This window comes from Roseovarius atlanticus, from assembly GCF_019802205.1.
In the GTDB taxonomy this organism is placed as follows: domain Bacteria; phylum Pseudomonadota; class Alphaproteobacteria; order Rhodobacterales; family Rhodobacteraceae; genus Roseovarius; species Roseovarius atlanticus_A.
On the sequence record NZ_JAHVHQ010000003.1, the window covers coordinates 1,444,899 to 1,471,266 of the forward strand.

General features: G+C 62.2%; 26 protein-coding genes and 1 tRNA gene. 14 read left to right on the forward strand and 13 right to left on the reverse strand.

Annotated features, from left to right (window positions below; translation table 11 throughout):
• Window positions 1–8: 8 nt before the first annotated feature.
• Together KUV49_RS12960 and KUV49_RS12965 are read right to left on the reverse strand one after the other, a co-directional pair.
• Complete coding sequence (locus tag KUV49_RS12960) at window positions 9–476, reverse strand: BrnA antitoxin family protein (protein ID WP_222450311.1); 468 nt, start codon at window positions 474–476, stop codon at window positions 9–11.
• 170 nt (window positions 477–646) lie between these two features.
• Entirely contained in the window at window positions 647–928 is a 282-nt protein-coding gene (locus KUV49_RS12965) for an usg protein (RefSeq protein WP_222450312.1), read from the reverse strand.
• 191 nt (window positions 929–1,119) lie between these two features.
• On the opposite strand from KUV49_RS12965, the gene gyrA reads away from it, so the two are divergent.
• The 3 genes from gyrA (at window position 1,120) to KUV49_RS12980 (ending at window position 5,064) form a co-directional block, all read left to right on the forward strand.
• Window positions 1,120–3,882 (forward strand): DNA gyrase subunit A, encoded by a 2,763-nt coding sequence (gene gyrA, locus KUV49_RS12970; RefSeq protein ID WP_315899509.1) that lies wholly within the window; start codon window positions 1,120–1,122, stop codon window positions 3,880–3,882.
• Window positions 3,883–4,072: 190 nt separating this feature from the next.
• Window positions 4,073–4,630, forward strand: a complete 558-nt coding sequence (locus KUV49_RS12975) for a hypothetical protein (RefSeq protein ID WP_222450313.1) — start codon at window positions 4,073–4,075, stop codon at window positions 4,628–4,630.
• An 83-nt stretch (window positions 4,631–4,713) separates the two neighbouring features.
• The gene (locus tag KUV49_RS12980; RefSeq protein WP_222450314.1) at window positions 4,714–5,064 is read left to right on the forward strand and encodes a DUF6614 family protein; all 351 of its coding nucleotides are present in this window, start codon (window positions 4,714–4,716) and stop codon (window positions 5,062–5,064) included.
• Here KUV49_RS12980 and KUV49_RS12985 read toward each other — a convergent pair whose 3' ends face one another.
• Window positions 5,065–6,183, reverse strand: coding sequence for a polysaccharide biosynthesis/export family protein (locus tag KUV49_RS12985; RefSeq protein WP_261391199.1), 1,119 nt, complete (start codon window positions 6,181–6,183; stop codon window positions 5,065–5,067).
• A 235-nt stretch (window positions 6,184–6,418) separates the two neighbouring features.
• Between KUV49_RS12985 and KUV49_RS12990 the strand changes: the two genes are divergently transcribed.
• The 3 genes from KUV49_RS12990 to KUV49_RS13000 all read left to right on the forward strand — a co-directional run bounded on the left by KUV49_RS12990 (window position 6,419) and on the right by KUV49_RS13000 (window position 9,804).
• The gene (locus tag KUV49_RS12990; protein ID WP_222450315.1) at window positions 6,419–7,120 is read left to right on the forward strand and encodes an NAD-dependent epimerase/dehydratase family protein; all 702 of its coding nucleotides are present in this window, start codon (window positions 6,419–6,421) and stop codon (window positions 7,118–7,120) included.
• Entirely contained in the window at window positions 7,117–7,731 is a 615-nt protein-coding gene (locus KUV49_RS12995) for a sugar transferase (protein ID WP_222450316.1), read from the forward strand. The genes KUV49_RS12990 and KUV49_RS12995 overlap by 4 nt, the downstream gene beginning before the upstream one ends.
• A 192-nt stretch (window positions 7,732–7,923) precedes the next feature.
• Window positions 7,924–9,804, forward strand: coding sequence for a polysaccharide biosynthesis protein (locus tag KUV49_RS13000; protein WP_222450999.1), 1,881 nt, complete (start codon window positions 7,924–7,926; stop codon window positions 9,802–9,804).
• A 12-nt stretch (window positions 9,805–9,816) separates the two neighbouring features.
• Here the strand turns inward: KUV49_RS13000 and KUV49_RS13005 are convergent, their stop codons facing one another.
• The 3 genes from KUV49_RS13005 to KUV49_RS13015 all read right to left on the reverse strand — a co-directional run bounded on the left by KUV49_RS13005 (window position 9,817) and on the right by KUV49_RS13015 (window position 12,957).
• Window positions 9,817–11,640, reverse strand: a complete 1,824-nt coding sequence (locus KUV49_RS13005) for an ABC-F family ATP-binding cassette domain-containing protein (protein ID WP_222450317.1) — start codon at window positions 11,638–11,640, stop codon at window positions 9,817–9,819.
• A 44-nt stretch (window positions 11,641–11,684) separates the two neighbouring features.
• Window positions 11,685–12,437, reverse strand: coding sequence for a GNAT family N-acetyltransferase (locus KUV49_RS13010; RefSeq protein WP_261391200.1), 753 nt, complete (start codon window positions 12,435–12,437; stop codon window positions 11,685–11,687).
• Window positions 12,438–12,510: 73 nt separating this feature from the next.
• On the reverse strand, window positions 12,511–12,957 hold the full coding sequence (locus KUV49_RS13015) for an outer membrane protein assembly factor BamE (protein WP_152492531.1): 447 nt from the start codon (window positions 12,955–12,957) through the stop codon (window positions 12,511–12,513).
• Between the two features lie 96 nt (window positions 12,958–13,053).
• On the opposite strand from KUV49_RS13015, the gene KUV49_RS13020 reads away from it, so the two are divergent.
• The 8 genes from KUV49_RS13020 to KUV49_RS13055 all read left to right on the forward strand — a co-directional run bounded on the left by KUV49_RS13020 (window position 13,054) and on the right by KUV49_RS13055 (window position 18,842).
• Window positions 13,054–13,608, forward strand: coding sequence for a YceD family protein (locus KUV49_RS13020; protein ID WP_222450318.1), 555 nt, complete (start codon window positions 13,054–13,056; stop codon window positions 13,606–13,608).
• A 150-nt stretch (window positions 13,609–13,758) separates the two neighbouring features.
• Complete coding sequence (gene rpmF, locus KUV49_RS13025) at window positions 13,759–13,965, forward strand: 50S ribosomal protein L32 (protein ID WP_057789461.1); 207 nt, start codon at window positions 13,759–13,761, stop codon at window positions 13,963–13,965.
• A gap of 23 nt (window positions 13,966–13,988) precedes the next feature.
• On the forward strand, window positions 13,989–15,095 hold the full coding sequence (gene plsX, locus KUV49_RS13030) for a phosphate acyltransferase PlsX (protein ID WP_152492533.1): 1,107 nt from the start codon (window positions 13,989–13,991) through the stop codon (window positions 15,093–15,095).
• On the forward strand, window positions 15,092–16,066 hold the full coding sequence (locus KUV49_RS13035) for a beta-ketoacyl-ACP synthase III (protein WP_222450319.1): 975 nt from the start codon (window positions 15,092–15,094) through the stop codon (window positions 16,064–16,066). The genes plsX and KUV49_RS13035 overlap by 4 nt, the downstream gene beginning before the upstream one ends.
• Window positions 16,067–16,178: 112 nt before the next feature.
• Window positions 16,179–16,481 carry an integration host factor subunit alpha gene (gene ihfA, locus KUV49_RS13040; protein WP_152492535.1) on the forward strand — a complete coding sequence of 101 codons (303 nt, stop codon included), beginning with the start codon at window positions 16,179–16,181 and terminating at the stop codon, window positions 16,479–16,481.
• 10 nt (window positions 16,482–16,491) lie between these two features.
• The gene (locus KUV49_RS21525; RefSeq protein ID WP_261391202.1) at window positions 16,492–17,544 is read left to right on the forward strand and encodes a MerR family transcriptional regulator; all 1,053 of its coding nucleotides are present in this window, start codon (window positions 16,492–16,494) and stop codon (window positions 17,542–17,544) included.
• Window positions 17,545–17,606: 62 nt separating this feature from the next.
• Window positions 17,607–17,683 (forward strand) — tRNA-Pro (locus KUV49_RS13050).
• Between the two features lie 82 nt (window positions 17,684–17,765).
• Entirely contained in the window at window positions 17,766–18,842 is a 1,077-nt protein-coding gene (locus KUV49_RS13055) for a 2'-deoxycytidine 5'-triphosphate deaminase (protein ID WP_222450320.1), read from the forward strand.
• 46 nt (window positions 18,843–18,888) lie between these two features.
• Here KUV49_RS13055 and KUV49_RS13060 read toward each other — a convergent pair whose 3' ends face one another.
• The 7 genes from KUV49_RS13060 to KUV49_RS13085 form a co-directional block, all read right to left on the reverse strand.
• Window positions 18,889–19,113: a hypothetical protein gene (locus KUV49_RS13060; protein WP_222450321.1), complete on the reverse strand. Its 225-nt coding sequence runs from the start codon at window positions 19,111–19,113 to the stop codon at window positions 18,889–18,891.
• Window positions 19,114–19,196: 83 nt separating this feature from the next.
• Window positions 19,197–19,868 carry an SMC-Scp complex subunit ScpB gene (scpB, locus tag KUV49_RS13065; RefSeq protein WP_222450322.1) on the reverse strand — a complete coding sequence of 224 codons (672 nt, stop codon included), beginning with the start codon at window positions 19,866–19,868 and terminating at the stop codon, window positions 19,197–19,199.
• A 3-nt stretch (window positions 19,869–19,871) separates the two neighbouring features.
• Entirely contained in the window at window positions 19,872–20,660 is a 789-nt protein-coding gene (locus KUV49_RS13070) for a segregation and condensation protein A (RefSeq protein WP_222450323.1), read from the reverse strand.
• Window positions 20,653–21,663: a beta-N-acetylhexosaminidase gene (nagZ, locus tag KUV49_RS13075; RefSeq protein WP_315899510.1), complete on the reverse strand. Its 1,011-nt coding sequence runs from the start codon at window positions 21,661–21,663 to the stop codon at window positions 20,653–20,655. The genes KUV49_RS13070 and nagZ overlap by 8 nt, the downstream gene beginning before the upstream one ends.
• Window positions 21,660–22,646: an SPOR domain-containing protein gene (locus KUV49_RS21530; protein WP_261391203.1), complete on the reverse strand. Its 987-nt coding sequence runs from the start codon at window positions 22,644–22,646 to the stop codon at window positions 21,660–21,662. Before KUV49_RS21530 ends, nagZ begins: the two co-directional genes overlap by 4 nt.
• A gap of 78 nt (window positions 22,647–22,724) precedes the next feature.
• Entirely contained in the window at window positions 22,725–24,470 is a 1,746-nt protein-coding gene (argS, locus tag KUV49_RS13080; protein ID WP_222450325.1) for an arginine--tRNA ligase, read from the reverse strand.
• Between the two features lie 63 nt (window positions 24,471–24,533).
• On the reverse strand, window positions 24,534–26,366 hold the full coding sequence (locus KUV49_RS13085; protein ID WP_222450326.1) for a cation:proton antiporter: 1,833 nt from the start codon (window positions 26,364–26,366) through the stop codon (window positions 24,534–24,536).
• Window positions 26,367–26,368: the final 2 nt, after the last annotated feature.

The following is a 26,368-nucleotide window of genomic DNA, read 5'->3' on the forward strand; positions in this document are numbered from 1 at the left end:
GGCGCGCCTCACTCCGCGCCGTCGCCGAAATCGAACCTGATCCCTGACAGCGGGGCGTCGTTGCCCTCGTCCGTCGCACCCTCATCCGCCTGGTCCCCGCTCCGCCGCCGGGCGCGCTGCTCTTTCAGCATCTCCATCTGCCGGTTCAGGTATTCGGCAAATTGCGGCCCCGCGCCGTTCTCGTCCCAATGCGCATAGACCCGTCCCTCGATCAGGGCCAGCCAATAGAGCCGCAGCACCCGGTTGATGCGCGCGCCATAGCCGGGGCCAAGGCGGCGGAACCATTTCACCATGTCGCTGTCCAGCCGGATGGTGACCCGCGTCTTCGGGCGCGCGATCGGTTCGCGGCTTTCCAGCCCCTGCCACTCCTCGGGCAGGGATCGGTCCAGCCAGTGCTCGGTCAGCGATTCCTGAAGTTCCCGCAGTTCATCCATCAACGCGGCGCGGTTGTTCTGCGGCGGCGGCGTGCGGCGCATCATGGGCTCCTTTCAGCGGGAGGACACGGGGGGTGAATGCCCGGCATCCTGCCGCCGAGAAGTTAACGCCGTTTGGCGGCACCGCCCGGTGCACGGGGGGTGTACGCGGGGTGCACGCATGTCACCCCGCCGGATTTGCCCTGTTGCGCCGATCGGTTAACCGACCGTGCTCAGTTCATGTAAAACTCGCCCGTAACCTGCCGCCATTCGCCGGGGCTGATCATCTTGCGGTGGATGAACTGCACCGAATGCAGCGGTCCGTCGATCTCGTCCTGCCAGAACTCGATGAACTTGAACAGCTTGGGATGGTCCGGGGCAAGATCATAGTCCTGCCAGACGAAGGTATTGATAACATGCGCATAATCCGGCATGTGGTAATAGAATTCCGCCGTCGTCAGGCCATAGCCTTTCAGCATCAGTTCGGTTTCCGAAAGCTCCGTCGTGTTTTCCATGTTGGCACCACTCTTATTGTTATGAATCAGAGTGTGGCACGAAATAATTAGTTTTCAATAAAAACAGTATGTTATCACCCTGCCCGGCTGGCTGCCAAAGGTCGGGGACACGGGCCATTGCACCCCATATCCTGCCTCTGATATAGTTTCGTTAACAAGATATAGACAAATGCGACAGGACGGGACAGCACGTGAACGACACGCCGGAAACCCCTGAAAACGAAGACGAAATGCCGCCCGAACGCCCCGTCCATGACGGGCCGTCGGTGTCGATCATCGAAGAGATGAAGACGTCCTACCTGGACTACGCCATGTCGGTGATCGTCAGCCGGGCCATTCCCGACCTGCGCGACGGGCTGAAACCCGTGCACCGGCGCATCCTTTACGCCATGCACGAAACCGGCAACACCCACGACAAGGCCTACCGCAAATCCGCCCGCCCCGTGGGCGACGTCATGGGTAAATACCACCCCCACGGCGACTCTGCGATCTACGACGCGCTGGTGCGCATGGCGCAGGATTTTTCCATGTCGTTGCCGCTACTTGACGGTCAAGGCAACTTCGGCTCCATGGACGGCGACAACCCCGCCGCCATGCGTTACACCGAGGTCCGCATGGACAAGCCCGCCGGTGCCCTGCTGGCGGATATCGAGAAGGAAACCGTCGATTTCCAGGACAACTACGACGGCAAGGACCGCGAGCCCACGGTCCTGCCCGCGCGGTTTCCGAACATGCTGGTCAACGGCGCCGGCGGCATCGCCGTCGGTATGGCCACCAACATCCCGCCGCACAACCTTGGCGAGGTCATCGACGCCACCCTGGCCCTGATCGAGAACCCCGATCTGAGTTCCGAACAGCTGATCGAATACATCCCCGGCCCGGACTTTCCCACCGGCGGCATCATGCTGGGCCGCTCCGGTGCGCGCAAGGCCTATATCGAAGGGCGCGGCAGCGTCATCGTGCGCGCCAAGACCCGGATCGAGGAGATCAGGAAAGACCGCTACGCGATTGTTATCGAAGAGATTCCCTATCAGGTGAACAAGTCGGCGATGATCGAGAAGATCGCCGAGACCGTGCGCGAGAAACGCATCGAGGGCATCACCCATGTGCAGGACGAATCCGACCGTCACGGCGTGCGCGTGGTGGTCGAGCTGAAGCGCGACGCCACCGCCGAGGTGGTGCTGAACCAGCTCTTCCGCTTTACCCCGATGCAGACGCATTTCGGCTGCAACATGCTGGCACTCAACGGCGGCCGCCCCGAGCAGCTGACGCTTTACGGGTTCCTCAGCGCCTTCATCTCGTTCCGCGAGGACGTGGTGGCGCGGCGCACCGCCTACGACCTGCGCAAGGCCCGCGAACGCAGCCACGTTCTCTGCGGCCTGGCCGTGGCGGTCAGCAACGTCGACGAGGTCGTGGCCACGATCCGCGCCTCCGCCGACGCCGCCGAGGCCCGTGAAAAGCTGATGACCCGCCGCTGGCCTGCGGGCGATATCCTCGAATACATCGCGCTGATCGACGACCCGACGCACAAGGCGAACGACGACGGCACCTACAACCTCAGCGAAACGCAGGCCCGCGCCATCCTGGAACTGCGTCTGCAACGCCTGACTCAGCTTGGCGTCAAGGAAGTGACCGACGAGCTGCAGGAACTGGCGGGCAAGATCAAGGAATACCTCGCGATCCTCGCCAGCCGCGAACGAATCATGCAGATCATCTCGGACGAACTGACCGAGGTGAAAGAGCAATTCGCCGTCCCCCGCCGGACGGAAATCGTCGACTGGTCCGGCGACATGGAGGACGAGGACCTGATCGAACGCGAGGACATGGTCGTGACCGTGACCTCGGGCGGCTATATCAAGCGCACCGCACTGGCCGATTTCCGCGCGCAGAAACGTGGCGGCAAGGGGCTGTCGGGCATGCAGACCAAGGAAGAGGACGTGGTGACCACGCTGTTCGTGGCCAACACGCATACCCAGCTTTTGTTCTTCACCACCGATGGCATGGTCTACAAGCTGAAGACCTGGCGGCTGCCGCTGGGTGGGCGGACGTCGAAGGGAAAGGCGATCGTGAACATCCTGCCAATCCCCACCGGGGTCAGCATCGCGGCGATCATGCCGGTGGACCGTGACGAGAGCGAATGGGACGACCTGCAAGTGGTCTTTGCCACCGACCACGGAACCGTCCGCCGCAACAAACTGAGCGATTTCACCAACGTCATGCGCAACGGCAAGATCGCGATGAAGTTCGAAGGCGAAAGCGAAGGGTGGTCCTTGATCAATGCACGCATCGCCTCGAACGACGATGACGTGATGCTGGTCACGAATTCCGGCCGGGCCATCCGTTTCCCGGCGACCGATGTGCGGGTCTTCAACTCGCGCGCCTCGACGGGCGTACGCGGCATCCGCCTGAGCAATGGCGACCGGGTGGTGTCGATGTCGATCATCAGCCATTTCGAGGCCACGCCGGACGAACGCGCCGCGTACCTGAAGATGCGCAGACAGATGGCCGGGGCCGATGACGACGAGACCGGCGAAGAAGAGGGCAACGCGGAAACGCCGCTGCAGAGCGAGCGCTTTGAAGAGATGAAGGCGGCCGAGAACCTGATTCTCACCATCACTGAACAGGGTGCCGGCAAATTGAGTTCCAGCCATGATTACCCGGTCCGCGGACGCGGCGGCATGGGCGTCCAGGCCATGGACAAGGCCATGCGCGGCGGGGCTTTGGTGGCCTCCTTCCCGGTTCAGATCGAGGACCAGATCATGCTGGCAACATCACGAGGCCAGTCGATCCGCGTTCCGGTTGACGGGATCTCGTTCCGGTCCCGCAGCGCGGGCGGCGTGAAGGTCTTCAACACCGGAAAGGGAGAGAAGGTCGTCAGCGTTGCCTGGATTGCCGAGACCGGCGAAGACGACCTCGATGAAGGCGCCCCCGCGGAAAGCCAGGAAACCACCTGAGCCGATGACCTGCCGTGCAATTCGCGTGGTTTCGAACGAATTCTGCCCCAATTTTTCGGCAAGAAAAGGTCAAGGAAACTCCGGACTTTTGCTGCCCCCGGGGTAGGGTTTCGCCTTGGTGCAAAGACGGCAACGCTGGGTCGATTACACGGGTCTGAATTTGATCCGAATCGTCATCGGATCGTATTTCATGGCAACCGCGCTTGGCCTGATCTCCGGTGTGGCGCCGCCCGCGTTGTTCCTGTCGTTTACCGACCCGCAGACGGCTGACCTGATTGGCACTGTTCTGCTGTTTTCCATCACCGCCGCGTTCATGCTTGGGCTGTGGTTGCGACTGACATCTTTGATGCTGGCGATCTTCGTGTTTGCCACCAGCGTGGTGCAGAACCTGGTGCTGGCCGATACGCCGCTGGTCGAGCCGTTCTGGCGCGATCTGGCGCTCGTTGGTGCCGTCCTGCTGAACTACACCGGCCTGAAACAATCCGAATCCCGCCCGGCCGCGCTTGTTTGGCGCCGCAGCACGCCGCGGCTGCGCAACGATCAGGTCGTGGTGCCGCGCCGCGTGACATCGGGGACAACCGCCGCGGACCGGGCTCAAGAGCGGGCGCGGACGACACCCGCGATGCAGCCATTGACCAGCACACGACCTGCACCGACCCAGCCTGCAATGGAACGCCCGAAACCCAGGCTGGTCTCGGCGACGCATGGCGACATTGGCGAGGTCGAGAACATCTTCGCCGCCCTGTGACGATCGCGACGCTCGCACCCGGCAACGATTTCGCAACGGTTTGCTGTCAGTCTGTCTGCGTTTGACCAGGGGCGTTGCGCGACATGAACATCTACACCTGCCAGATTGACCTGAAAAAAGACGCACAAGCGATGTTGTTCGCAGCCGCTCTCGACAACTGGATGTCCCATCTGCAGGAGGCCGGTGTTGTCGGCCAATGGTCGCTCGTCCGGCGAAAGCTCAACCTGGCATCCGACAGCTTTCGCGATTTCCTCCTGAGGATCGAGGTGGCCGACCTCGCGCAGCTTGATCAGGCTTTCCGATGGGTCGGACAACAGGGTGACGAGGCGGAGACGCTTTACGCGCGGATGCACGACATGATCGACACCGCCGACTATGCGCTGTACCGCCCCTTTCCCGACCCCGAGCGCGCAGAGCGGCTGGCCATAATTTGATCAGTTGCTGACGTTGTTCACCGAGCTGGTCACACCGATGATCGTTCCGAACAGACCGATAACCGTGCGCGCCGAGTTGATGGGGGATTCGGTGGCATAAAGTGTATCGTCGGGCTGGATGAAGAACTGTCGCGCCGCGAACAGGCCGTCGGCCGAGGTCAGATCGAAGCTGAACACGACCTGCTGTTTATTCGGACCCGCCAAGCCCGGCTTCAGGTCCCTGGGCTGGTAATCACGCAGGACGAGCACGCCCTTGGGGTTGGCTGTCCCCGCATTCAGACCGCTTGTGGACGAGAGCGCTTCCACCACCGTCATGCGCTCCTTCTCGAAATAGATCACCTTCTGTGCGCCGGTCGCGCCGAGAGACGTGAAACTGCGTTCGTCCTCGACCACGACGATCTGGTCACCGCCGACGACACGCACGTTGCGATTGGCGTTTTCCAGCAGCGACGAGACGCGGGTCTCGTAGGTTCGGCCCCCGCGTTGGAGACGAATCATCGGGTTACGCAGGGCGGGATTCACTCCGCCGCTCTGGGCCACCACGCCCAGTATCTTGGTGTTCCGGCTGTCGAGCGGATAGCGGCCCGGCGCCGCGACCCCGCCGACGACGTCGACAGAATTGTTGCGTCCGGGCGTCACGGCCAGCTGCACCTGCGCCGACGGCTGGATCTGTTCGAATTGCGCTTGCAACCGGGCTCTAGCCGAGGACGGGGTCAGGCCTCGCACCGACACTTCGCCGACATAGGGCAGGAAGATGCGGCCTGTCGCGGAAACCTCCTGTGGCGGGATTTCGGCTGCGTTCCCGTCCAGTCCGGTCAGAAGAGAGTTGTCTTCGCTGTCCCAGACCACGATCTTGACCGTATCGCCGGTCTGGATGGCCGAGGAATCAGGCCCTTGATCGGCGCCGAACCAGTGGAATTTGCCGCTCGCACCGCGGTGCGGCCATTTCGCGATCAGCGGCGTGAGCTCGCGCGTCACCTCGACCAACTGAAACGACGGGTTCTCAGAGCGTTGTTCCTTCAATATTTCGGATTGCACGGCAGCGCCACGCGGCAACGCGCATCCCGTAAGCGCAACAACGCTTACGGCCAATAAAAGAAACCGGATCGTCTTCAACAATGTCGTGTCCCCCCGCGGGCATGCTTTGGTTTCCTATCCCATGCACGTGATGATAGACAATGGGGTAATGGAAAAAGAGGGCAATCGGGCGAGATTGCCCGGGCTGGACGTCGGAATGCGGATACTTGTTGCGGGCTCTGGTGGACGGCTTGGTCGATTGCTGCATGCCTCAAGGACGACGGGCGCCTGTCTCGACGCCGAGTTCATATTTCAGTCCAGCGGGCCGGACCGGGACGTGCGTTGGACACCCGATGACTCGTTGGACCGGCTGCCGGCCTGCGACATGATGATTGCGCTGTGGGGCAAGACCGCCGGCACGAGCGATGACCTTGCGATGAATACCGCGCTTGTGGGCCTGTCGCGCCGGGTGGCACGGCATTGCGGTGCGCGTCGGTTGTTCCATATCTCCACGGCCGCCGTTTACGGCCCCGGCGCAAAACTGACCGAGGACGCGCCATTGCGCCCGATCGGACCATACGGCGAGGCGAAACTGGACATGGAGCGCGCGGTGACCTCAGGCGACAGCGCGGTGTCAGAGCATGTGTTGCGCCTGGCCAACGTGGTCGGCGCTGACAGCCTGGCACCAGCGCTGGCAAAGGGTGGCGAGGTCACGCTGGACCAGTTTGCGGATGAACGCGGCCCCATTCGCAGCTATATCGGGGCGACCGACTTGCTTGCGGTGCTGAAACGCCTTTCCGACACGGAGACGAAACCGATGCCACGCGTGCTCAATATCGCCGCTCCCGGGCCGGTGGCGATGGAAGACCTGGTGTTGGCTGCGGGCCGACAAGTTCTGTGGCGCCCTGCCCCCGACAGCGCAATAAAGGAAGTGTCGCTGGACGTGGGACGTCTGCAGGCCCTGCTGCCCGACCATCGGTTCACCTCCGACGCAGGCGAGATGATCGCAGATCTGGACCGACTGGAGATACGCCGATGAGTCCCGGCAAGCGGGCGATGGACATCGCCTTGGCCCTGGTGCTGGTCGTGGTGTTGTTGATCCCGACGTTGCTGGTGGCGGCGGCCGTACTTATCCTCGACGGCCGGCCGATCCTTTATCCGTCGAAACGCATGAAGGCGCCGGGACAGAGCTTTATCCTGTGGAAGTTCCGGACGATGACGAATACGGGCCGGGATGCGTCCGTGTCCGGGGCGTACAAGCAGAGCCGCATCACCAAGACCGGAAGATTCCTGCGCCGCAAACGTCTGGATGAGCTGCCGCAGCTGTGGAATATCCTGAAAGGCGACATGAGCTTTGTCGGCCCGCGGCCGCCCCTGCCCCGATTCGTCCGTCTGTGCCCTCTGGTATATGCCGAGGTTCTGAAAAACCGCCCCGGTGTCACGGGGCTGGCGACGCTGGTGTTTCATCGTCGGGAGGAACAGCTCTTGTCGAGATGCCATTCACAGGCCGAAACCGATGAAGTCTATCTGCGCCGTTGTGTGCCGGCCAAGGCGAAAATCGACCTGATCTGGGCCAGAAACAGGACGCTCTGTTTCGACGCCGCACTGATCGTCAGGACGGTTAGGCGGGTTTTCGCCTCAGGCGACTAACCTATACGAAGCTTTAACGAATACATGCTAAGACTAGAATCCGCGCATGCATTGCATACGCAGCAGAATTTATTTGTGACGCGGAAATTTTCCATTCTATGTACCGTGTTGCGTTTCGTTGGGATGATGTGATTTGTTTAAATTGTATTTACCTATAAGGGTTCAATTCATGGTGGTACGATGCGGGGCTTGATGCTTTACAAGTTGGCGGTTTCCCTTTCGCGTCATCAAAAGCGGAAAATCCTGCTTGCAGTCGACGGTGTCCTGATCGCGGTATCTCATGTCGTGGCGGGTTTCCTGTTGCTGGGCATGGACAGTGTCATGGCGCATGCCGATGCCTTCCTGCTGAGCGTGACCTGCGTGACAGGGGTCGGCTTGGCCCTGATCTTCGTGCTGGGACTGCACCGGATCAAGTTAAACGCCTATCAGATGCAAGGCGTGGTCGAATCCGCCTTTGTCGCGGCCGTGTTGATCGGTACCGGCGTGCTGATCTCGGCGGCTTTTCTAGGGATGACCTTTCCGGCACCGCTTTTCGTGGTCATGGGAATGCTTTTTCTCATCCTCTCCGTGTCGTCACGGCTGCTGATGCGGCAGATACTCCTGTCCGTCTACCGGCGCGGCAGTGCAAGATTGCCGATCATCATCTACGGCGCAGGACAGACCGGGCAGCAACTGGCGACAGCGCTGTCTGTCGACGACGCGGTAGAGCCCGTTGCTTTCGTGGATGATGACTTGCGGTTGCAGGGCATCACCATTGCAGGGCTGCGCACCTATTCGCCCGGCGACCTTGAAGACCTGATCCAGAGGTACCAGGTCAAGCGCGTCGTCCTGGCGATGCCAAGCGCCAATCGGGCCGTGCAGTCCAGTATCATCAAACGCCTGGCCAGCACATCCTGCGAAGTCCATTCCATGCCGTCCTTCGCGGACCTGGTTGCAACATCATCCACGAGCCTGTCCGAAACCAAGCCTGTCGACGTCAATACATTGCTCGGCCGTGCCGGCTTTGACGACGATCTGCCCGGTGTCTTCGACACGTACCGGAACCGCAAGATCCTGGTGACCGGCGCCGGCGGGTCGATAGGCGCGGAACTGTCTCGCCAGATTCTGTCCTGCGAACCGGGCAAACTCGTCTTGCTGGACCACAGCGAACTGGCGTTGTTCGAGATCCACCGCGAATTGAGTGCGATCCTGCCCGAGGCGACCGTCATTCCCGTCCTGGGCAGTGTCACCGAAGAACCGCTCGTTGCCGACGTCATGCGCACACACGAGATCGAGATCGTCCTGCACGCCGCGGCCTACAAGCACGTGCCCATGGTCGAGCAGAATGCGCTGGAGGGAATCCGAAACAACGTGTTCGGAACAAGGACCGTCGCCAGCGCGGCCATGCTTACGGGCGTGGAACGCTTCATCCTGATTTCCACCGACAAGGCGGTGCGCCCGTCCTCGATCATGGGCGCTTCGAAACGGTTTGCCGAACTGACCGTCCAGGATCTGGCGACGCGGTCGAAGGGCACGCGGTTTTCGATGGTGCGGTTCGGCAACGTTCTTGGCTCGTCGGGGTCGGTCATCCCGCTGTTCCAGGAACAGATTTCGCGGGGCGGTCCGGTGACGCTGACTCATACCGATGTCACCCGATACTTCATGACCATCCCGGAAGCAGTGCGGCTGGTCCTGCTGACCGGCTCCTTCGCCCGCGGCGGAGACGTGTTCGTGCTCGACATGGGCAAACCCGTACCGATCTACGAGCTGGCACGCAGAATGATCGAGAATGCCGGGCACACCGTGCGCGACGCAGAAAACCCGGGGGGCGACGTCGAGATCAAAATCACCGGCCTGCGCCCCGGCGAGAAACTGCACGAGGAACTGCTGATCGGCTCGGACATGCTGACGACGCCGCATCCGAAAATCCTGCGGGCACAGGAAAAGCACCTGTCAGAAATCGAAATAGCCAACGCCCTGCAATCCTTGCGGCAAGCGATCGATACGCGGAATGCGGAACAGATGGAAGCGACCCTGCATCAGTGGATCGAGAAGAGCGAAATGGCGAAAGGCGGCAAATCGGTGAACGAGTAGCGCCGGCCAAGGCTAGCCGGTGTTCTCGGCCTTCTCCGCCAGAAGAAGCCATTCCTCTTCGGCCTCGCCCAGTGCCGCCTGCCGTTGACTCAGACCTTCGGTCGCCTTGGCGAACTTCGAAGGGTCCCGGGTATAGAGCCCTGGATCGGCAAGCAATTCCTCCAGCTTCGCGATCTCGGCTTCCAGCCGGGCGATATGATCGGGCAGAGTATCAAGCCGGTGCTTGTCCTTGAAACTGAGCTTCTGTTTGCTCGCGTTGCCCGATGGCCGCTGCTGTCCCGCGGCCGGCGTCGGCTTTTGCGGCTTTTTTTCAGGCGTGGCCTCGGGCGCGACACGCTGCGCCTGGTAATCCGTCCAGCCCCCCGCATAGACGGTATGCCTGCCGCGCCCCTCCATTGCGACAGTGGTGGTCGCCACCCGGTCCAGGAAATCCCGGTCGTGGCTGACCAGCAGAACCGTGCCGTCATAGTCGTCCAGCAGTTCCTGCAGCAGATCCAGCGTTTCGATATCCAGATCGTTGGTCGGTTCGTCGAGCACCAGCAGGTTGCTTTCCCGCGCCATCAGCCTGGCCAGCAACAGGCGCGCCTTTTCCCCACCCGAGAGCGACCGGACGGGGGCGCGCACCTGCCGCTCGTCGAATAGAAAATCCTTGAGATACCCGACAACGTGACGCGGCACGCCGCGCACCATGACCTGATCGGCCTGCCCCGAGACACGCATGTCCGGATCGCCGGTCAGACTTTCCCAGAGCGTCATGTCGGGGGCGAGCTTTGCCCGCGCCTGATCGAACACGGCCGGTACAAGATTCGTACCGTGCCGGACCTCGCCCTCGTCGGGTTCGAGCGATTTCATCAGCAGATTCAGAAGCGTTGTCTTGCCCACCCCGTTCGGGCCGATGAAGGCGACCCGGTCCTTGCGCTGGATCGTCAGGGAGAGGTCGCGCACAACGGGGGCGTCCCCGAAACTCTTGGAGATGTGTGACGCCTCGATCACCTTGCGGCCGGATTGCGGCCCGCTGGCCAGCGCCATGGCTGCGGTGCCCTGCCGTTTGATCTGGGACGCCCGTTCGGCACGAAGATCCTGAAGCGCACGAACCCGGCCCTGGTTGCGCTTGCGCCGGGCGCTGATGCCCTCGACGGCCCACCGGGCCTCTTCGGCGATCTTGCGGTTGAGCTTGTGACGCGCCTGGTCCTCTTCTTCCCAGACCTTGTCGCGCCATGCCTCGAAGTGCTCGAAGCCTTTTTCCTGCCGCCTGGTCATGCCGCGGTCGATCCAGAGCGTGGCACGGGTCAACGCGCGCAGAAAGGCTCGGTCGTGCGATATGATGATGTAGCCCGCCCGCGTCTCCTTGAGCTGTTGTTCCAACCAGCCGATCGCCTCGATATCAAGGTGGTTCGTGGGCTCGTCCAGCAGCATCAGGTCCGGCGCCTGCGCCATCAGTTTCGCCAACGCGGCCCTGCGGCGCTCTCCGCCCGACGCGGTGGCGACGGGCCGGCCAGGCTCGAACTTCAACCCTTCGGCGGCCATTTCCACACGGTAATGCTCTGCCTCGTCCAGACCGTCGGCCGCGAACGCACCCAGCGTGTCGAAGCCGGTCATGTCAGGCTCCTGTTCCATGTATCCGACCGAAACGTCGGGCTGCAGGGCGCGGGTGCCGCGATCGGGTTCCACCAGACCGGCGATGACCTTCATGAGAGTGGATTTGCCAGAGCCGTTGCGCCCGACCAGCGCGACCCGGTCGCTTGTCTGAACCACCAGGGACAGATCGTCGAAGACAGGTTCGCCGCCAAAGGTAAGGGAGATGTCCGACAGCTGGATGAGAGGTGCACGCGCCATGGCGCAGCGCTATCCCGCGCCGGGGGAAGCGTCAAGCGGTCGCGCTATTGCACAACGGCGCGAAGCAGGCGCTTTCGGGCCGGCGGAATCGCGTTGATCTCGAGCCCGGTGAAAACGTGAAGCGTGTTCATCTGCAGGTCCACTACCGCGTGATCGCTGACCCAGCCGCCCATCACCAGGTATGTGCGCAGCAGTGGCGGCATTCGCAGCATGGCCAACTTGGCGTCGGGCTGGCGCAGGCGCAGTTTTTGCGCGAAGCGAAACACCGAAGGCGCCTTGACGCGCGGCAACCATCGGCGCGGCGCAAGGTGGCGCTCTTTCAACATTGCGAAGGCGTCGAGGTAGTCGTCGGCGTCGGTTCCCTTGAAAGACGAGCATCCGAACAGCAGTTCCACGTCGTTGTCATCGACGTAGCGCGTCATCTCTGCCCAGGCCACGCGCAAGATGTCGGGGTCACGCGCCTCGGGATGGATGCAGAAGCGGCCCATCTCGACCATCCGGCCGGAAAATGCCCGCAGCGCGGACAATTCGTAGAACTGCGCGGAATAGCTGCGCTCGATCTCGTCGCCGCCATCAAGTGGCAGCATTCTGAAGCAGCAGATCAGGCGCTTGTCCTGGGCGTCCTCGACAAGGATATGCGTACAGATACCGTCGAACTGATCCCGGTCGAGGTCATCTTGGGAATCGCCCCCCTTGAAGGCCAGCTGCCGAAGGCGCTGCGCCGCCTCAATGTCGGCTTCGCCATCGGCAATGCGCGTGCGGTAGCGTCCCTTGCTCAACATCTCGGCCTCATCCATGGCGGTCGCTTACGCTTTATATATGTGCGAACCGCTTAACATGAAGCATGTGACAGGCGAATGACGCCCGCGGCTAGAAGAAAGTGCCGGGATCGATGTTGCCGAAGTTGCCCAAGATCTGACGCAGGAAACCGTTGCCCACCACCGAAGAGTCGGTCACGCGGCGTGTCAGCGGGACGATGTTGCCATCGGCCAGGGAGAAGGTCTCTATATTGGCGATGGTGTCGTTGGGCGCGAAACTGATGGCCAGCACCTGCCGCTCGATCACCTCGGGACGGTACATGCCCACTTCCTTGACGCGGCTGCGCACGTAGTAATAGTCGCCGCGGTCCAACATCCCGGCCGAAGACGGCGGTCCTATCACGTCGTTGACCGTGTCGCGCGTGTCCACACCCACGACAAGGTTCTGAAGATCCTCCTGCAGCGGCATGTATCCGTGATTGCGATAGGTCGGGGTACAGGCGGCAAGCGCCCCCACAAGGCACACAATGGCACCAATCCTGGCAAACCGTTTTTTCATGCCACCCCTCTTCGCCTCTTGAACGGGTCCCAAACACCCAAGTACCCGATACAACAAGGTAGCGGTCAGGTTCAAGAAAGGATAGGTCATACGTCTATGAGCGAAAAGACAGAAAATCCGACCGTGCTGCATCTGGCACAGATGTCGATGAACCGATCGCATCCGTTTCGGATCGAGCCGGATGCCCCGGACATGGCGCGCATGGCGGAAGACCTCGGGATTCTCGCGCTGAAAAAAGTGCGACTCGAGGGCGCGATGCATCCTGACGACGGCGAAAACTGGAAACTCGAAGCACGGCTCGGGGCGACCGTGGTACAGTCCTGCGTGGTGACGCTGGACCCTGTCACGACGCGCATCGACGAAGAGATCGTCCGCAAGTTTCGCAAGGATTGGCCGGGCGTCGACACCGACATGGAAGAGATCGAGATGCCCGAGGACGAGACGATCGACCCGCTGAGCGACCAGATCGACCTTCGGGCTGTGCTGCAGGAGGCGATTGCGCTGGCGCTGCCGCCCTACCCGCGCAGCACGGGAACACCCAGTGAAACTGCCCAGTATGCGCCCCCGGGCGTCACGCCGATGACGGACGCGGATGCCAAGCCTTTTGCCGCCCTCGCGAAACTGAAAGGCCAGTTGAAAGACGGCGATTGAGGGCACGAAAGAATCGCTGGACAGCAAGCGATTTCCTTGTATTTTCGCGCTCTCACCGGATTTAGGGTTGCACGGCAGGCTCTCGAGGAATAGGAGCCGCGGCAGCGTATGAAACCGGGCCGTGAGGCCCACAAGATTTGAGGTTGTGACATGGCTGTCCAACAGAACAAAGTATCGAAATCGCGCCGGAACAATCGCCGGGCGCATGACTCGCTCGAGGGTGCCAACCCGAACGAGTGCCCCAACTGCGGTGAACTGAAGCGCCCGCATCACGTGTGTGTCGCCTGCGGTCACTATGCGGACCGCGAAGTCATCGCGCTGGATGACGAGGTCGATCTGGACGAAGACGCAGCCTAAGCGGCAGCAAAGGGACGCGTCCAATGACGGCATCGGCCGACAAGACCGGCAAGACCGACGGGCGCATCCTCATCTCTGTAGACGCCATGGGGGGCGATTTGGGCCCGGCAACCGTCGTTGCCGGGATTTCCACGTCTGCGAAGAAGAACAACCGGATCGGATTCATCCTTCACGGCCCCGAAGACGTGTTGAAGCCGCTCGTTGCCAAGCGCAAGCACCTGGCCGGTCGATGCGAGATCCGGAACGCCGGCGACGTGGTGGAGATGGAGGACAAGCCGAGCCAGGCGTTGCGCCAAGGCAAGGGCACCTCGATGTGGTCGGCGCTGGAATCCGTGCGCAACGGCGAGGCGAATGTCTGCGTCTCTTGCGGCAACACCGGCGCGCTGATGCTGATGTCGGTCATACGGCTGCGCAAGTTGCCCGGCATCTACCGCCCTGCAATTGCTGTGTTGTGGCCTTCACAGAACCCGCAGCGGCACAACATCATGCTGGACGGTGGCGCCGATATTCGCGCCGACGCCAAGGACCTCATGCAATACGCGCTCATGGGAACGTCCTATGCGCGCAACGGTTTCGGGCTGGACCGCCCCCGTGTGGGCCTGCTGAATGTCGGCACGGAAGAGCACAAGGGGCGCTCCGAGCTGCGCGAGGCCTATGACCTGATCGAGGGCAACGCACGAAACGGCGATTTCGAGTTCGTGGGGTTTGTCGAGGGGCGCGACCTGCCCGGCACGGTGTGCGACGTGATCGTGACGGACGGATTTACCGGCAACGTGGCGCTCAAGACCGGGGAAGGCACGGCGAAGCTTATTCGAGAGTTGCTCAAGGAGGCCTTTGCGCACACGCCGCTGTCGCGTCTTGCATCGATCCTGGCGCTGACATCGCTGCGCCGGATGGGCAAGCGGATCGATCCCAGCCGCGCCAACGGCGGTGTCTTCCTGGGCCTCAACGGTACGGTGGTGAAATCACACGGCTCGGCAGACGCGACGGGCATTTCCGCTGCTGTCAAACTGGCCTTCGAGCTGGCCGATACCGGCTTTACCGAAAAACTGGCCGCACGGGTTGCATCTGCGAGCATGCTTGAACAGGATGGCGAAAACGAACCCGACAGTAGCGGTGAACAGGCATGACGATTCGCGCCGTTGTAGACGGTGTCGGTCACTACCTTCCTGAACGAGTGGTGCCGAATTCACATTTTGAGACCTTTCTCGATACAACGGACGAATGGATCAGAACCCGCTCGGGAATCGAGCGGCGCCATTTCGCCGCCGAGGATCAGACGACCTCTGACTTGGGCACGCGCGCCGCTGTCGCGGCAATGAAAAACGCGGGCGTAGGCCCCGAGGATATCGACGGCATCCTTGTCGCCACATCGACTCCGGACCTTACCTTTCCGTCCGTCGCCACGATGATCCAGAAAGAACTGGGGATGACGCGCGGCTTTGGCTTTGATGTGCAGGCCGTCTGCGCGGGTTTCGTCTATGCGCTTGCCAACGCCAATGCGTTGATCGTGTCGGGCCAGGCCAAGCGCCTGCTGGTGATCGGGGCCGAGACCTTCAGCAGGATCATGGACTGGACCGATCGGTCGACCTGCGTTCTGTTCGGCGATGGTGCCGGTGCCGTGGTTCTGAGCGCGTCCGAGGCCGAGGGCGCACCGTCCGATCGCGGAATTCTGTCTACCGACCTCAATTCGGATGGCCGCTACCTGGATATGCTCTATGTCGATGGCGGAGTGTCCTCGACCGGCACGTCGGGCAAGCTGAAGATGCAGGGCAACCTGCTGTTCCGGCAGGCGGTGGAAAAACTGACCACGACCGCCGAGGCGGCCTTGGGCAAGGCCCAACTGACGGATGACGACGTTGACTGGATCGTGCCGCATCAGGCCAATATCCGCATCATTCAAGGCACCGCCAAGAAACTTGCCATTCCCATGGATCGGGTCGTTGTCACCGTTCAGGACCACGGAAACACCTCGGCCGCGTCCATTCCGCTGGCCTTGTCGGTCGGCGTGTCGGAAGGCAAGATCAAGCGTGGAGATCTGATTGTTTCCGAAGCGATCGGCGGTGGCCTGGCCTGGGGCGCCGTGGTTCTGCGCTGGTAAGTGCCGGAACAAAGCGCGATTTTTCCGCTTAAACTCTGCCTGCCAAGTCATTGACATTGACTCGGAAAATTCTTCGCCCCTAAAGTCCTTTGCAAAAGGTAGAGGGGATGTGATGACTAACAACACGCTGACAAGGATGGACCTGAGCGAGGCGGTGTTCCGCGAAGTGGGCTTGTCGCGCAACGACTCTGCCCAGTTGGTCGAAAGTGTTCTGGAGCATATGTCGGACGCGCTGGTGCGCGGTGAACAGGTCAAGATCTCTTCTTTCGGCACGTTTTCGGTGCGCGACAAGTCGGCCCGCGTCGGGCGGAATCCGAAAACCGGCGAAGAGGTTCCCATCAATCCCAGGCGGGTTCTGACCTTTCGCCCATCGCACCTCATGAAGGACCGGGTCGCGGCGGGCAACAAAGGCTGAGGTAGACGCCATGGCCAAATCCGCCGACGCCTTTCGGACAATCAGCGAAGTTGCCGACTGGCTGGAGACTCCGGCGCATGTGCTGCGTTTCTGGGAAAGCAAGTTCAGTCAGGTAAAGCCGGTGAAGCGCGCCGGTGGACGGCGGTACTATCGCCCCGCCGACATGAAACTGCTGGGCGGTATCAAGAAACTGCTCCACGATGACGGAATGACGATCAAGGGCGTGCAGAAGATGCTGCGCGAACAGGGTGTCGGGCACGTATCGGATTTTTCTCAGCCCCTGGGCGACGCCGCGGATGACGTGATCATCGATCACGTCGAGGAGGCCCCTGCCGCAGCGACAGAGGCGCAGCTTCCCGGTGCCGGTGACGCCGTTGCCGCATCCGAACCGCAGCCATCGGATAGCGGGTTGAGCACGCCCATTCCCCCGCAAACACCCCAGGCCGAAACTCCGGCGCCTTCTGACGTGTCTTCTGCGGCGGAAATGGGACCGGAGGACACCGGAACGACGCCGGAGCCGCCATCATCCGGGGCAACGCCGGATCCCGAACCCCGAACGCCGAGTGCGGCTCCCGAGCCGCCTCCGGTCGCATCCGATTTGCCGCCCCGTCCGGAATTGACGAGTGATCGTGCCACCCCGCCCACTCCGAAGGGGGAAGAAGAAGAAACCGAGAGCGCAGCTTTGACGTTCAGCCGGCACAAGCCGGAGCCCGCGCCATTGCCCGAAGTCGAGGCCGATCCGACCGCAGAGACGCAAGATGTGTCGGATGGTGGCGCCCAATTGCCGAGTTTTCTGCAACGCGATGAGGCACCTATTGGGGCGTCACAGAACAGCGAAGATCAAGCGCAGGATCCGCAAGTGGCGGACGATACGCCTGAGGCGCCGAAGCCTTCGCTTGCCGTGGATGTGCCCGACGATCCGGAAGACGACGTTGCCGCAGACGCGGGCGTTCTGACCTTGCTTTCGCGGATCGAGCGCCCTCTTTCACCCGACACGATTGCCGGGCTTGAAGGCCTGATTCCGCGACTGCGGGCCACGACGGGCACCGCTGCCAGAGAGTAGCGCGTGAATCTGGAATTTCCCCCTTGTCCTTGTCGCCAAAACCAGTATGAACGGCCAAACGTCGGGCTATGGCGCAGCCTGGTAGCGCGTCCGTCTGGGGGACGGAAGGTCGCAGGTTCGAGTCCTGCTAGCCCGACCAATTCTTCGCGCACCACTGGTCCTTTTTCCGCGCTTTGCGTCGGTACGGAACGTATCGTGGTGCGGCAAGCAGGGAGGCAGGAATGACCGGCGTTCTGGCCAGCCAGCAACTCGAAAAGATGATCCAAGACGGACGCCTCGCCGCGCAACCCGCGGTCCTGCCCGATCAGATACAGCCCGCCTCGCTGGACTTGCGCCTTGGATCGGTCGCGTATCGGGTTCGCGCCTCGTTCCTGGCCGGCGCCGGCGCCAAGGTCACAGACAGGTTGCAGGAATTCGAAATGCACCGGATCGACCTGACCGATGGCGCGGTCCTCGAAAAGGGCTGTGTCTATGTCGTGCCCCTGATGGAAAGCCTGAATTTGCCCTCGGATATTCACGCCGTGGCGAATGCAAAGTCCTCGACCGGACGACTTGACCTGCTGACCCGCACCATCACCGATGGCGGCGAGGAATTCGACCGGGTCACTGCCGGCTATTCCGGTCCGCTTTATGCCGAGATATGCCCGCGCTCGTTCTCGGTGCTTGTCCGTCCGGGGATGCGCTTGAACCAAATCCGGTTCAGGGCGGGACAGGCAGTACTGAACGATGCGGCCCTGAGCGCCCTTCATGCCCAAAGCCCCTTGGTCGACGGTCCGCCGGTGATCAGCGACGGGCTGGGCTTTTCGGTGGATCTGAAGCCGACGGAAGGCACCCTGGTCGGGTACCGTGCCAAACCCCACACGGGGGTCATCGACCTTGACAATATCGCCGGCTACGCGCCCGCCGATTATTGGGAAGAAGTCCACAGCAATACGGGGCGGATCATCCTGGATCCCGGCGCGTTCTACATTCTCGTCAGCCGTGAAGCGGTGCACATCCCGCCATCCTATGCCGCCGAAATGGCCCCCTACCTTGCCATGGTGGGTGAATTCCGGGTGCATTACGCCGGGTTTTTCGATCCCGGATTCGGACATGACGCGGCGGGAGGTGCCGTCTCACGCGGCGTTCTGGAAGTGCGCTGTCACGAGGCCCCTTTCGTGCTGGAGCACGGGCAGATCGTGGGCCGGCTGGTCTACGAGCAGATGGATGAAGTGCCGCAGCAACTTTATGGCGCGGGAATAGCCTCGAACTACCAGGGACAGGGCCTCAAGCTGTCAAAGCACTTCCGCGCGGCCTGAAGCGTTTCGCCCTTCGCTGATGGCTCAGGTAAATGGGGGAAACGATTTAGAAGCGGCCGATCTTGCGGGCCACGCGCATGGACTGTCTCATGCGCTTCTGCGTCTCTGCCGTCTGCTGTTTCTGCTGGCCGTTCGACGTGCCCTGCCCTTTGGGCGAAGCGTTCTTGGCATTCCGCTGCGAAAACTTGTTGATCCCGGCATTGACCCCGCCGCGGATCAGGCGGTTCATGACCATCCGAATGACCATGTTGATGATGCGGTTGGCGTTCATTGCGCGCTCCTCAAGTACCTGCTTGATTGAGATATAACACGCGATAATGAAGTTTTCAGGGCAAACCCGGAAATTTAGCCGGGTCAGTCCTCGAAGAGTTCGCTTTGACCTTCTTCGGTCTCTTCCGACAGGTCCTCGTCGCCTTCCCCCATCTGGGGCATCTCGCCGGGCGGTGGACGGTTTTCCAGAAGGCCCGCGGCTCGCAGTTCCTTCAGCCCGGGCAGATCGCGCGCGTTTTCCAGGCCGAAGTGATCCAGGAAATGCTGGGTCACGACGAAGGTCACGGGCCGGCCCGGTGTCATCTTGCGACGCCCGAAACGGATCCACTCCATTTCCAGCAGCTGGTCGACCGTGCCGCGACTGACGCTGACACCACGGATCTCTTCGATCTCGGCGCGGGTGACGGGTTGGTGATAGGCGATGATGGCCAGCGTCTCGATCGCGGCGCGGCTAAGCTTCCGGGTCTCGACTGTTTCCTTTTGCATCAGGAAGCCGAGGTCGGCTGCGGTACGCATGGCCCAGGCATCGCCCACCTTCACCAGATGCACGCCGCGCCCTTCGTAGCGCTTGCGCAGGTGCACCAAGGCTTCGGCGGCATCGCAACCGTGGGGCATCCGGGCTTCGATCTCTTTTGCGGAAATCGGCTCGGCGGTGGCAAACAGGATCGCTTCGCACATCCGTTCCTGCTCCGCCATGGGCGGCGCCTCGAAAAGGCTTTCATTCTGCGGCGCTTCGTTCTCGATCTCGTCAGACATGCGCTATCCCTTTCGCCGCAATTCCAGCGGCGCGAAAACCTCGGACTGGCGCAGTTCTACCTTGCCTTCCTTCGTCAACTCCAGAGCCGCGGCAAAGGTCGACGCCGTGGCAGAGCGACGACGTCCCGGATCGGAGGTAAAACCCTCCGGCAGGTAGGACGCGATATCGGTCCATGTACCTGCGAAACCGATCAGCCCCCGCATTCGGTCAAGCGCCTGTTCCAGCGTGAAAAGCGCTTCGCGGTCGAACGCATAGGGCCGAAACTCGTCCCGGGTGCGGATCCGCGCATAGCCTTGCATCAGGTCAAGAAGCGTGGCGGTGTATTGCACGCGGCGAATTCGGGTCACGTCCTCGGGCAGTCCCCGGGCAAAGAAGTCGCGGCCCAACTGGTCGCGCCCCATCAGCCTGGCTGACGCTTCGCGCATTGCCTGCAGGCGTTCCAGCTGAAACGCCAGGTGCGCGGCCAGTTCCTCGCCCGACGGGCCTTCTTCGGCGGGATCGGGTGGAAGAAGAAGCCGAGATTTGAGAAACGCGAGCCAGGCCGCCATCACCAGATAATCCGCGGCCAATTCCAGGCGCAGCGCCTTGGCGCGTTCGACAAATGCCAAGTATTGCTCGGCCAGTTGCAGAACGGATATCTTGCGCAGGTCAACCTTCTGCGTGCGACTGAGCGTCAGCAGCAGGTCGAGCGGCCCCTCGTAGCCGTCGACGTCCACGATCAGCGCTTCGGCCGCCATGCGGTCGCTTACGCTCTCGATCCTATCTGTTTCCTCGAACACGTCTTCAGACATTGCCCCGACCGTGTAGCAGTTCGGTCAGCTTTGCCTCAAGCACGGGAATGTCAACCTCGATCGGGCCTTTTCGAGCGGCAAGCGCAGCATCGGCCCGACGGCGTGCGTCGCCTTCAAGCGAGCCGGAGGCCCCCACGACAGCTGTCATCTCGGAAAATTCACCGTTGCAATGAAGGACCACGTCACAGCCGGCCGCGAGCGACTGCCGGGAAAGTTCGGCCAGGTCGCCCTTGAGCGCCTTCATCGAGATATCATCGGTCATGATCAGCCCGTCAAAGCCGATGCGGTCGCGAATGACGCGCATCATTTCGGGCGAGGTCGTGGCGGGACGCGTGTCGCAGGCCGTGTAGACAAGATGTGCGGTCATTCCCATGGGCAGGTCATTCAACGCTGCGAACGGGCGGAAGTCGGTATCGGATAGCGTTTCGAAATCCGTCTCGACGACAGGCAGGTCCAGATGGCTGTCAACCTGGGCTCGGCCGTGACCGGGGATGTGCTTGACGATAGGCAATACGCCACCGTCCAGAAGACCATTCGCCACCGCACGGCCAACCTTCGCCACCGTATCGGCATCATGTCCATAGCATCTGTTTTTCAGGAATGGATGCGTTTGCCGTGTCGCGATGTCGACAAGAGGTGCACAGTTGGCGTCTACCCCCAATTCCAGCAGTTCATGCGCGATGATCCGGTAGCGGGCGTACATCGCGTCCTCGGCACGGGAACCGGCAAGCTGGACCTGTTCCAACGGTGGCAACCACTCGCGCCAGACCGGACCGCGCAGGCGCTGAACGCGTCCCCCTTCCTGGTCAATAAGGATGGGGGCCTCATGACCGGCCGCCTTGCGCAAGCTATCGCACAGAGCGCGCACCTGGTCCGGCGTCTCGATATTGCGCGCAAAAAGAATGAAACCGAAGGGCCGCACCTCTTTGAAAAGCGCCGCCTCGTCCGCTGTCAGTTCCGTACCGGCCACGCCCAGGATCGTGGCGCTGATGAGCGAAGTCACCGCGTCACCACCGGGATGCAATCGGCCTTCTCCGCCACCAAGGCCGAGCAAAAGCGCCGTGCGTCGCTGAGATCGGTGAAACCCATCGCCCGCAGGCGGTAGAAAGTCCGCCCTCCGCTTTGCGCTTTCTGAATCACGCGCTGCTTGGCGTCCAGGTATTCCGAGAACTGCTTGGAGAGCCTGGCCCATTCCTGTTCCGCGACCGCGGCACTTTCGAACGCCCCCAATTGCGCCATGCGGGTGCCGACCGGAATGCTGTCAGGATCCACTTCCGGTGCGGCTGCCGCCTGGGCCGCGACACTTGCGGCAACGGCATCCTCGACACTTGCCAGCTGGGCCGGACGTGCCTTGGGACGAAGAGAGCGGCCAAGGCCCTCGGAAGACAGAGCCGCGGTGCGCTCGGGCTCAGGCTCGGCTTCCTGGTCGGCTGACGCTTCGTCGTCGATGTCGGAGCTTTCGGTGGACGCCAAGGGCGTCATCGGCTCCACGCCTTCGGACAATTCATCGGCCAGCGTGTTCAGAGCCGCCAGCGTTGCCGCGTCTTCGTCGGACTCGACTGCATCCTGGGCCTCTGCCCGGGGTGTCACCTCTTCGGCGGCGTCAGCAGGCTCATCGGCGGCAGCGGCGACCCTCAAATCCGATTGCGGCGTGTCTTCGAGGCTAAGCGTCAGCGGTTCAGGCGCCAGCACGAGACGATCGGCCGGTTTGGCTGCAGAGCCGTCCGCGGCCACGCCGTTCACCGCGAGGCCCTGATGCTCGGCGGTCGCACCGCCCGGATCCTTGGGCTGAATGCGCATCGGACCTTCGGCGGCGCGAACGACAGGCACGCCGCTGACGTCGCGCACAAGAATCTTGTAGCCCCAGATCCCGATACCGACAACGAGAGCCAAAGAGATAGCAGCCCCTGCCATATTGGTGAGTTTCTGGAATGATATCCGCCGATTGCCCCCCATATCGCCGGGGGTACCCTGCATCTGTGCCATTGCTCGCCTCGCTACCTCCGGCGATACTTGGCCGCCGGCTTGGATTACTGCCTGATCCCCGGCGCGGGCGCGGTTTTTCTACCGCATTTCTTCGACCGGGGTTACACCCAAGATACCAAGACCGGCGGAAATAACAACGGTTACGGCTCGTGCCAAGGCGATTTTCGCCTGAGACCCGGCTGTATCGGCCTCTTCGAGGAATCGAAGCTCTGGCACGTCGTTGCCGCGGTTCCAGAGGCTGTGCAGGTCGCTGGCAAGATCGTAGAGATAAAAGGCCACACGGTGCGGCTCGTTCGTGCGTCCGGCGATTTCAACAAGACGCGGCCATTCGGCCAGCTTCTTGGCCACGGCCAGCTGCGCTGTGTCGCGCAGCACCGAAAGATCCGCCGCGGCGAGTGTCGCGTCGTCGACTTCGATACCGGCCTCGCGCGCCTTGCGCATCACCGATGAGATCCTGGCATAGGCGTACTGGACATAGAAAACCGGGTTTTCCTTGGATTGCTCCAGAACCTTGTCGAAGTCGAAGTCGAGCGGGGCGTCGTTCTTGCGGGTCAGCATCACGAAGCGGGTCACATCCGCGCCTACCTGATCGACCACATCGCGCAGGGTCACGAAGGTGCCTGCCCGTTTCGACATCTTGAACGGCTGGCCGTCCTTGTAGAGCTTGACCAGCTGGGTCAGCTTGATGTCGAGCGGCACCCGCCCGTCCGTCAGCGCGCTCACCGCGGCTTTCATCCGCTTGACGTAACCGCCGTGATCGGCGCCGAACACGTCGATCAGCGCATCGAACCCGCGCTCGACCTTGTCGTAGTGATAGGCAATGTCCGGCGCGAAATAGGTCCAGTCCCCGTCCGACTTCTTGACCGGGCGATCCACATCATCGCCATGCGCGGTGGACTTGAACAGCGTCTGCTCTCGCGGCTCCCAATCTTCGGGCTTCTTGCCCTTGGGTGGCTCCAACACGCCTTCATAGATCAAGCCCTTGGATTGCAGAGCATCGAGCGCCTGCTCGATCCGGCCGGTGCCGTAGAGGGATTTTTCGCTGTAGAACACATCCATGCGCACGCCGAGTGCGTCCAGGTCCTCGCGGATCAGCGCCATCATGGCGTCGGTGGCGAAATCGCGCACGTCGGACAACCACACGTCCTCGGGCTGGCCCACGTAATCGTCGCCGACCTTTTCCTTCAGCGCCTCGCCCACAGGCACGAGGTAGTCGCCCGGATAAGTGCCGTCCTCGAAGGCGATCTCCTGCCCGTGCGCTTCGAGATAGCGCAGGTAAACCGAGCGGGCGAGGACATCCACCTGGGCGCCACCGTCATTGATGTAATACTCGCGGGTGACCTCGTAGCCGACATAGTCGAGCAGGCTGGCCAGGGCATCGCCAAAGACGGCGCCTCGCGTGTGGCCAACATGCAGGGGGCCTGTGGGGTTGGCTGACACGTACTCGACGTTGACGCGCTTGCCCTTGCCCAGTTCCGAGCGCCCGTAGGCCTCTCCGCCCTGAAGCGCGGTGCGCACAACGTCCTGCCAGAGCGTGTTGGCCAGACGCAGGTTCAAGAACCCCGGCCCCGCGACCTCGGCGGATTCAATACGGTCGTCGGCCGCCAGCAATGTCGCGAGCTTCTCGGCGATATCACGCGGTTTCTGACCGGACGGCTTGGCAAGCACCATGGCCGCGTTGGTCGCCATGTCGCCATGCGCGGCATCCCGGGGCGGCTCGACGGTCACATTCGTCATGTCCAGGTCATCCGGCAATTCGCCCCTGCCCTGCATCGTATCAAGGGCGGCAAGGACGCTGGCACGGATCTCGGTAAACAGGTTCATCGGATAATCCTTCGTTTCCGCGCCGGTTTATCACCAGAACCGGCCACGTCAATCCGCGCGGGTCTATGCCGACGCCGACGCGGCGGCCCTTTCCTCTCGCGCGGGGCCAAGCCAGATGAGTTTGAACTCGCCCTCGCTCTCGACCTTGGAGGTTTCCGACAGGATGCGCAGACCGGCGGTTTGGCCGTGGGTCGCCAGCGGAATGCCTTCGTCATTCTGCGACTGCCAGTCTTCGAAGGTGTAATCCTCGGTCAGGTTGGTCGCCCGGACCTCCCAACCCTGGACCATCTTGCCTGCAAGTTCGGTATAGCCCCGACCTTGTGCAACGATCCGGCCGCCCAGAGACGCGGGAAGTTCGTGCCGCTTGCTGTCCTGCTTGGCACGGCCCAGCTGATAGACGTTCTCTCGACCGAATTCGGGTGCCAGGTCGGTGGCAACGAGCGTGTTGTAGGCATCGTTGTCACTGAGCGCGAGCACGACGCCGTATTTCATGATCTCGGCACTATGCTCGGCAGCTTCGGACAACACGTCGCCGAAAAAGACCGGCAATCCGGCCTCGCGCGCACTTCTCAGGCGCGCTCGGTTGGTGTCGGTGATCAGGATGGGCACCTCGAGCTCTTGCAGTGTCTTCGCGAAGGAGGTTGCGAACTGTGAGCCCCCGGACAAAAGAACGCCGGGCTGGCCCTTTCCGGCAAGCCCCAGCCATCGCGCCAGCGGAGCGAGCGTGAACCCGTGCAGAACCACCGTTGCAGCCACCAGCGCAAACGCGAAGGGCGTGAGGAACGCGGCATCCTCGACGCCTTCCGCCACCAGGCGCTCTCCGAAAAGGCCCGCAACGGCCACAAGGACCACCCCGCGCGGTCCGGTCAGCCCCACAAGAAGACGTTCCCGGAAAGGGATGTTGGTGAAGGCCAGAGAAAACAAGACCGTCACCGGACGCACCAGGAGGATGACCACCGCCACCATCGCAACGGCATTCCAGTTGATGAGGCGCAGGGTTTCCATATCCATGTTGGCGGCGAGCAGAACGAACACCCCCGAGACCAGCAGTATCGTCGCATGTTCCTTGAAACGGCGCAGCTCTGTGTAGCTAGGAAGGTTTGCGTTCGCGATCACCACGCCCATCACCGTCACCGCCAGCAACCCGCTTTCGTGAAGGATGTAGTCGGTCAGCGCGAAAATACCCAACAGGATGCTGAAGAGCACCGGCACCTTCATGTATTCCGGCACCTTGCCCCGCCGAAACGCCTCGCTCAGGATCCAGCCGCCTGCCCATCCGAGAACGCCCGCCACCACGATGCCGCGCAGGATCTGCCATGCGGCAAGGCCGAAACTGCCTGCGCTTGCGGACACGACGATCACCTCGAAGGCCAGTACAGCCGCCAGTGCGCCAATCGGGTCGTTCACGATGGCTTCCCACTGCAGCAATTGGGCCGGGCGGCGGTTCAGTCGCGCCTGACGCAACAGTGGCGCGATCACCGTCGGTCCCGTCACGATCATGATGCCACCGAAGACGGCGGAACTTTCCCAACTGAGCCCCCCGACGTAATGCAGCGCCAGGGCACTGCCGATCCAGCCTACCGGAGCGCCGAGGAATACCAGCCGTTTGACCCCCTGCTCTGCCCCGCGAAGCGAGTGGAAATCAAGCGTCAGGCCGCCTTCGAACAGGATGATCGCCACCGCGATGGAAATCATGGGCCCCATGAGCGTGCCGATATCGCGCGACGGATCGAAAACGCCGAATACAGGACCGGCCAGAAGTCCCGCAGCCAGCATCAGGACGATTGCGGGCATCCGCAGGCGCCAGGCGATCCATTGCGCTCCGACGCCGAGCGCCCCGACCATCGCCACCGCCATGACCGGATCGAGCGCTCCCTCCGTGACGCCTGTCGCCATGC

Bases quoted from the DNA above. Each gene is read 5' to 3' on its own strand.
- KUV49_RS12960 (WP_222450311.1), bottom strand. From the start codon at position 476: ATGCGCCGCACGCCGCCGCCGCAGAACAACCGCGCCGCGTTGATGGAT.
- KUV49_RS12965 (WP_222450312.1), bottom strand. From the start codon at position 928: ATGGAAAACACGACGGAGCTTTCGGAAACCGAACTGATGCTGAAAGGC.
- KUV49_RS12975 (WP_222450313.1), top strand. From the start codon at position 4,073: ATGGCAACCGCGCTTGGCCTGATCTCCGGTGTGGCGCCGCCCGCGTTG.
- KUV49_RS12980 (WP_222450314.1), top strand. From the start codon at position 4,714: ATGAACATCTACACCTGCCAGATTGACCTGAAAAAAGACGCACAAGCG.
- KUV49_RS12995 (WP_222450316.1), top strand. From the start codon at position 7,117: ATGAGTCCCGGCAAGCGGGCGATGGACATCGCCTTGGCCCTGGTGCTG.
- KUV49_RS13000 (WP_222450999.1), top strand. From the start codon at position 7,924: ATGCTTTACAAGTTGGCGGTTTCCCTTTCGCGTCATCAAAAGCGGAAA.
- KUV49_RS13005 (WP_222450317.1), bottom strand. From the start codon at position 11,640: ATGGCGCGTGCACCTCTCATCCAGCTGTCGGACATCTCCCTTACCTTT.
- KUV49_RS13010 (WP_261391200.1), bottom strand. From the start codon at position 12,437: ATGGATGAGGCCGAGATGTTGAGCAAGGGACGCTACCGCACGCGCATT.
- KUV49_RS13015 (WP_152492531.1), bottom strand. From the start codon at position 12,957: ATGAAAAAACGGTTTGCCAGGATTGGTGCCATTGTGTGCCTTGTGGGG.
- KUV49_RS13020 (WP_222450318.1), top strand. From the start codon at position 13,054: ATGAGCGAAAAGACAGAAAATCCGACCGTGCTGCATCTGGCACAGATG.
- rpmF (WP_057789461.1), top strand. From the start codon at position 13,759: ATGGCTGTCCAACAGAACAAAGTATCGAAATCGCGCCGGAACAATCGC.
- plsX (WP_152492533.1), top strand. From the start codon at position 13,989: ATGACGGCATCGGCCGACAAGACCGGCAAGACCGACGGGCGCATCCTC.
- KUV49_RS13035 (WP_222450319.1), top strand. From the start codon at position 15,092: ATGACGATTCGCGCCGTTGTAGACGGTGTCGGTCACTACCTTCCTGAA.
- ihfA (WP_152492535.1), top strand. From the start codon at position 16,179: ATGACTAACAACACGCTGACAAGGATGGACCTGAGCGAGGCGGTGTTC.
- KUV49_RS21525 (WP_261391202.1), top strand. From the start codon at position 16,492: ATGGCCAAATCCGCCGACGCCTTTCGGACAATCAGCGAAGTTGCCGAC.
- KUV49_RS13055 (WP_222450320.1), top strand. From the start codon at position 17,766: ATGACCGGCGTTCTGGCCAGCCAGCAACTCGAAAAGATGATCCAAGAC.
- KUV49_RS13060 (WP_222450321.1), bottom strand. From the start codon at position 19,113: ATGAACGCCAACCGCATCATCAACATGGTCATTCGGATGGTCATGAAC.
- scpB (WP_222450322.1), bottom strand. From the start codon at position 19,868: ATGTCTGACGAGATCGAGAACGAAGCGCCGCAGAATGAAAGCCTTTTC.
- KUV49_RS13070 (WP_222450323.1), bottom strand. From the start codon at position 20,660: ATGTCTGAAGACGTGTTCGAGGAAACAGATAGGATCGAGAGCGTAAGC.
- KUV49_RS21530 (WP_261391203.1), bottom strand. From the start codon at position 22,646: ATGGCACAGATGCAGGGTACCCCCGGCGATATGGGGGGCAATCGGCGG.
- argS (WP_222450325.1), bottom strand. From the start codon at position 24,470: ATGAACCTGTTTACCGAGATCCGTGCCAGCGTCCTTGCCGCCCTTGAT.
- KUV49_RS13085 (WP_222450326.1), bottom strand. From the start codon at position 26,366: ATGGCGACAGGCGTCACGGAGGGAGCGCTCGATCCGGTCATGGCGGTG.